Annotated in this window: 8 protein-coding genes; 6 read left to right on the forward strand and 2 right to left on the reverse strand. The window is 67.0% G+C overall.

Going from position 1 to position 5,540, the window contains the following annotated elements:
• From rpsC to AC1D15_RS16310, 5 genes are all read left to right on the forward strand, one after another.
• The coding region (gene rpsC, locus AC1D15_RS16290) for a 30S ribosomal protein S3 (protein WP_477826784.1) at positions 1-860 on the forward strand (860 nt) is incomplete at its 5' end.
• Between the two features lie 11 nt (positions 861-871).
• Entirely contained in the window at positions 872-1,288 is a 417-nt protein-coding gene (rplP, locus tag AC1D15_RS16295) for a 50S ribosomal protein L16 (RefSeq protein ID WP_047506369.1), read from the forward strand.
• A gap of 19 nt (positions 1,289-1,307) precedes the next feature.
• Entirely contained in the window at positions 1,308-1,505 is a 198-nt protein-coding gene (gene rpmC / locus AC1D15_RS16300; protein ID WP_047506370.1) for a 50S ribosomal protein L29, read from the forward strand.
• Entirely contained in the window at positions 1,502-1,789 is a 288-nt protein-coding gene (gene rpsQ, locus AC1D15_RS16305) for a 30S ribosomal protein S17 (protein WP_052211991.1), read from the forward strand. Before rpmC ends, rpsQ begins: the two co-directional genes overlap by 4 nt.
• A gap of 88 nt (positions 1,790-1,877) precedes the next feature.
• Positions 1,878-2,384: a peroxiredoxin gene (locus AC1D15_RS16310; RefSeq protein ID WP_477826785.1), complete on the forward strand. Its 507-nt coding sequence runs from the start codon at positions 1,878-1,880 to the stop codon at positions 2,382-2,384.
• Positions 2,385-2,411: 27 nt separating this feature from the next.
• Here the strand turns inward: AC1D15_RS16310 and AC1D15_RS16315 are convergent, their stop codons facing one another.
• Both AC1D15_RS16315 and AC1D15_RS16320 read right to left on the reverse strand, forming a co-directional pair.
• Positions 2,412-3,524, reverse strand: coding sequence for a YbdK family carboxylate-amine ligase (locus AC1D15_RS16315; RefSeq protein WP_047506373.1), 1,113 nt, complete (start codon positions 3,522-3,524; stop codon positions 2,412-2,414).
• 1 nt (position 3,525) lies between these two features.
• Positions 3,526-4,809, reverse strand: a complete 1,284-nt coding sequence (locus AC1D15_RS16320) for a cation:proton antiporter (RefSeq protein ID WP_477826786.1) — start codon at positions 4,807-4,809, stop codon at positions 3,526-3,528.
• 178 nt (positions 4,810-4,987) lie between these two features.
• Here AC1D15_RS16320 and AC1D15_RS16325 point away from each other — a divergent pair.
• Positions 4,988-5,540: ATP-binding protein (locus tag AC1D15_RS16325; protein ID WP_477826787.1), on the forward strand; the 553-nt coding region annotated here is incomplete at its 3' end.

Raw genomic sequence — 5,540 nt, forward strand, 5'->3', positions numbered from 1 at the left:
ACTGGGCTTCGCGCTGGTACGCATCGAACGCGAATTTCGCGACGATGCTGGCCGAAGACCTGCGAGTCCGCGACTTCCTGAAGGCTCGCCTGAAGAGCGCCGCCGTCTCGCGCATCCTGATCGAGCGCCCCGCCAAGAGCGCCCGCGTCACCATTTTCTCGGCTCGTCCGGGTGTGGTGATCGGCAAGAAGGGCGAGGACATCGAGAAGCTGAAAGCCGAACTGACCCGCCGCATGGGCGTGCCGGTCGCGGTCAACATCGAAGAAGTGCGCAAGCCTGAAGTCGATGCCCAGCTGATCGCCGACAGCATCACCCAGCAGCTCGAGAAGCGCATCATGTTCCGCCGTGCCATGAAGCGCGCGATGCAGAACGCGATGCGCCTGGGCGCGCAGGGCATCAAGATCATGTCGTCGGGCCGCCTGAACGGCATCGAGATCGCCCGCTGCGAGTGGTACCGCGAAGGCCGCGTGCCGCTTCACACCCTGAAGGCCGACATCGACTACGGCTTCTCCGAAGCCAAGACGACCTACGGCATCATCGGCGTGAAGTGCTGGGTCTACCGTGGCGACCGCCTCGCCAATGGCGAAGTGCCGCAGTTGAAGGCCGAAGTGCCCGAGGACGATCGTCGTCCGCGCCGCAACACGCGCCCCGGCGCTCCGGCTGGCCGTGGCCGTCCGGGCGGTGGTGCAGGTGACCGCGGCGATCGCGGTGATCGTGGTACGCCCCGCCAGGGCGGTGCCCCGGTCGAAGGCAGCGACAAGCCGGCCGAGGCGACGGGTGCTCCCGCCACCGACGCGCCGACCAGCGCAGCCAAGCGCGTGCGCAAGGCCCCCGATGCCACCGGCTCGGGCAAGGCCTAAGGAGAACTAGCATGATGCAACCGTCTCGGCGGAAATACCGCAAAGAGCAGAAGGGCCGCAACACCGGCGTCGCCACCCGTGGTGCGAACGTGTCGTTCGGTGATTTCGGCCTGAAGGCCACGGAGCGTGGTCGCCTGACCGCGCGCCAGATCGAGGCCGCACGTCGTGCGATCTCGCGTCACATCAAGCGTGGCGGCCGGATCTTCATCCGCATCTTCCCGGACAAGCCGATCTCGCAAAAGCCTGCCGAAGTCCGCATGGGCAACGGCAAGGGCAATCCGGAGTACTACGTCGCTGAAATCCAGCCCGGCAAGGTGCTCTACGAACTCAACGGTGTGCCCGAAGAGCTGGCCCGCGAAGCGTTCAAGCTGGCTTCGGCCAAGCTGCCGCTGAGCACCACCTTCGTGTCGCGTCAGGTCGGCTCTTGAGGCCTGACTGGAGAACCACATGAAAGCATCTGAACTCCGCACCAAGGACGTCGCCGGCCTTGAAAAGGAAGTGGCTGACCTGCTGAAGGCCCATTTCGGCCTGCGCATGCAGAAGGCGACTCAGCAACTGACCAACCATTCGACGCTGGGCAACACGCGCCGCGACATCGCGCGTGCGAAGACCGTCCTGGCCGAGAAGAAGAGGGCTGCCAAATGAGCACCACGCAAACCACGACCGAAGCCCCGCTGAAGAACACCCGCACCCTGGTGGGCAAGGTCGTCAGCGACAAGCGCGCCAAGACCGTCACCGTGCTGATCGAGCGCCGCACCAAGCACGAGCTGTACGGCAAGATCGTCGGCAAGTCGAGCAAGTACCACGCCCATGACGAAAAGGGCGAGTACAAGCTGGGCGACGTGGTCGAGATCGCCGAAGGCCGTCCGATCTCCAAGACCAAGTCCTGGGTGGTCACGCGCCTGATCGAGAAGGCTCGCGAAGTCTAAGAAGGACAACGGAGCCTGAGGGCTCCGCACAAGACGGTCGGAACGCTGGGATACTGGCGTCCGGCCGTTTTTTCATTTGGAGATCGAGATGCTCAAAGTTGGTGACAAGCTGCCCGCAGGTTCGCTGCAGGAATTCATCGAAGTTGAAGGCAACGGCTGCAGCCTGGGCCCGAACACCTTCGACGTCGAGAAGGAAACCGCCGGCAAGAAGATCGCGATCTTCGCGTTGCCCGGTGCCTTCACGCCGACCTGCTCGGCCCAGCACGTGCCGGGCTACGTGAAGAACGCCGAGGCGCTGAAGGCCGCCGGCGTCGACGAGGTCTGGTGCGTCTCGGTCAACGACGCGTTCGTGATGGGCGCCTGGGGCCGCGACCAGCACACGCTGGGCAAGGTGCGCATGATGGCCGACGGCAGCGGCACGTTCACGCAGGCCACCGGCCTCACGCTGGACCTGATCGCCCGTGGCATGGGCGTGCGCTCGCAGCGCTATTCGATGCTGGTCGACAACGGCGTCGTGAAGACGCTGAACATCGAGGCGCCGGGCAAGTTCGAGGTCAGCAACGCCGAGACGATGCTCGCGCAAGCCAAGGCTTGAATCTGGCAACCCGGATTGCCGTCCGGGCTACGACATCCAGCGGTCGGCGGCCTTGTGCACCACGGAGGAGAGCGGCTCTCCTTCGGCCCGCAACCTGCGCAGCCACTGCGCATCGTTGCCGTGCCGCAGGCTGTCGCGGATCAGGTTGCTCGCGTCGAGCGAGCGCAGGTCCAGCGCATGCTCGTCGACCCGCGCGAGCGTGCGCACGATGTTGTCGCGCAGCTTCTCGCGCTGCTTGGTCTGCGGGTCGACGATCTCGCCCTCGAGCCCGAAGCGGCAGGCCTGGAAGCGGTTGAAGGTGTAGACGAGGTAGTCGTCTTCCGACGGCTCGAACGGCCGCTCCTCGCGCAGGTAGCGGCAGATCGCCTGCAGGTAGCACGCGAGTGCCGCGGCCTTGTCGACGTCGAGCGGCGTGTCGCACACGCGCAGCTCGATGGTGCCGAACTCGGGCTTCGGCCGGATGTCCCAGTAGAAGTCCTTCATCGACTGCACGACGCCGGTGCTCGTCATCTTGTCGAAGTACAGCCCGAAGTCGTCCCAGGTCGTCACGAACGGCGCGCGCCCTGACAGCGGAAACGCGAACACCGAGTTCAGGCGCGCCGAATCGAAGCCGGTGTCGACGCCCTGCACGAACGGCGACGACGCGCTCAGTGCGATGAAGTGCGGCACGTAGCGCGACAGCGCGTGCAGCAGCCACAGCGCCGTGTCGCCATCCTCGCAGCCGACGTGCACGTGCTGGCCGAACACGGTGAACTGCTTGGCCAGGTAGCCGTACAGCTCGCTGATGTAGTGGAAGCGCTCGGTCGGGAAGATCTGCTGGTCGCTCCAATGCTGGTACGCATGCGTGCCGCCGCCGGCGATGCCGATGTTCAGCTTGCGTGCCGCCTGCGACAGCTGGCCGCGCAGGTCGTGCAGCTCGGCGACCAGGCCGCTGTGCTCGCGCTGGATCGAGGTGCCGATCTCGATCATGCTGCGCGTGATCTCGGGCTTCACGTCCCAGGCGCCGGTGTGCTTGGCGAGCACGCGCAGCAGGTCCTCGGCCTGCGGTGCGAGGTCGAAGTCGTGCGTGCTGACCAGCTGCAGTTCGAGCTCGACGCCCAGTGTCAGCGGCTCGGAGGTGGTGAATTCGGCCAGGGCCATGTCAGGGAACCTTCGTGTTCGAGATGGGCGGGCACTCCTGGGCGAGGTCGCGCACGGCGCGTTCGGCCAGCAGCGGGCCGATGAACTGCAGCAGGGTGGTGGAGATCAGCAGCGCCTGCAACACGCCGCCATTGGCGCCGGGCAGCTGCGACGGCCAGCCGAAGGTGTCGGCGGTCAGCAGCACCGCGAGGCTGCTCATCGGTTGCAGCGCGATGGTCAGCGCGCCGGCCTGGCGCCAGCCGAGGCCGCTGGGCTTGGCCAGCACCGCGATCGCGATGCCCTTGCCGATCAGGCGCGCGACGACGATGACCAGCACCCAGGGCCACAGCGTCGAGAAGCCGTCCAGCGTGAACAGCATGCCCAGGCAGATGAACAGCATCACGCTGAGCGTCGCGCCGGCCGTACCGAGCTGGGGCTCGACGGTCAGGCCGTGCGCCATCCGCGAGCGGGCCACCATGCCGGCCACCAGCAGTGCGAGCAGCGGCGAGAGCCGCCATTGCGCGGCCAGCATCGCGGCGATGATGACGAGCGCGATCTGCAGCACCGGCGCGGTGGTCAGGCCCCGCACCTGCTTCATGAGTTGCGTCAGCACCCAGCCGGCGGCGACGCCGAGCAGGAACGAGCCGCTGACCACCAGCAGCGCGCTGGTGATGGCCGGCTCGAGGCCCGGCTCGGCTGCGGCCAGCCCGCCGCTCGCGGCGAGCACGCCCCAGGCCTTCAGCGCCACCACCGCGAGCACGCTGTTGATCGCCGACATCATCAGCAGGCGCTCGGTCACCTGCCCGCGCGGGCGCATCTGGTGAACCAGCGCCAGCACCAGGACCGGCGAGGTCGACATCGCGACGGCGCCGGCCAGCGCGGCCGAGAGCGACGGCGCGTCGAACGCGAGCAGGCCGAGGTAGACGCCGAGGCCGGACAACACGCCCTCGAGCACGCAGGTCAGCGCGAGCCACGGGTTGTCGATCAGCCAGCGCGGCCGGATGCGGCTGCCGAGTTCGAACACCAGCACGCCGATGGCCAGGTCGATGAGCGGCTTGACCGGGTCGAGGTCGGTGCGCTCCAGCAGGCGCAGCGCCAGCGGGCTGGCCAGCGCGCCGGTCAGCATGTGGCCGCACAGCCGCGGCAGCCGGAAGCGCCGGCGCAGGATCTCGCCGAGCACCACCGCGACGACCATCACGATCGCGAAGCCCAGCACCGGGTCGACACCGCGCAAGTGGTCGAGGGTCCAGGAGGCGGTGGCAGCGGAGGGGGCGAACCAGTTCTCGAGCGTGGAAGACAAGGACATGCGGGAGCCGGCAAGGAAAGACGAGACGTTCGCCCGGATCGCAGCAAGGATCGGGGAAACTGCGGGGGATCTTGAAGGTAACCGTATCCGACCTCAAGTGCAGCGCCTTCGCGGCGCAACTTCTTGTAAGACAGCGCCTACACGCCGGCGCTCAACAACATTCAGCTTCAGCACGACCATGGACAAGCAAACACTTTCCTTCCAGGCCGAGGTCAAGCAGATCCTGCACCTGGTCACGCACTCGCTCTACTCCAACAAGGAGATCTTCCTGCGGGAACTGGTCTCGAACGCCTCGGATGCCTGCGACAAGCTGCGCTTCGAGGCGCTGAACAACGCCGGGCTGTATGAAGACGCGCCGAACCTCGAGGTGCGCATCGCGTTCGACAAGGCCGCGAAGACGCTGACGATCACCGACAACGGCATCGGGCTGTCGGCCGACGAGGCGGTGGCCAACCTCGGCACCATCGCGAAGAGCGGCACGCGCGAGTTCATGAGCAAGCTCGAAGGCGACCAGAAGAAGGACGCGCAGCTGATCGGCCAGTTCGGCGTCGGCTTCTACAGCGGCTTCATCGTCGCCGACCGCATCACCGTCGAGTCGCGCCGCGCCGGCCTGCCGGCCGAGCAGGGCGTGCGCTGGAGCTCCGAGGGCAGCGGCGACTTCGAGGTCGAGACCATCACGCGGCCGCAGCGCGGTACCTCGGTGATCCTGCACCTGCGCGAGGGCGAGGAGG

The organism is Rhizobacter sp. P2_H2, assembly GCF_056403375.1.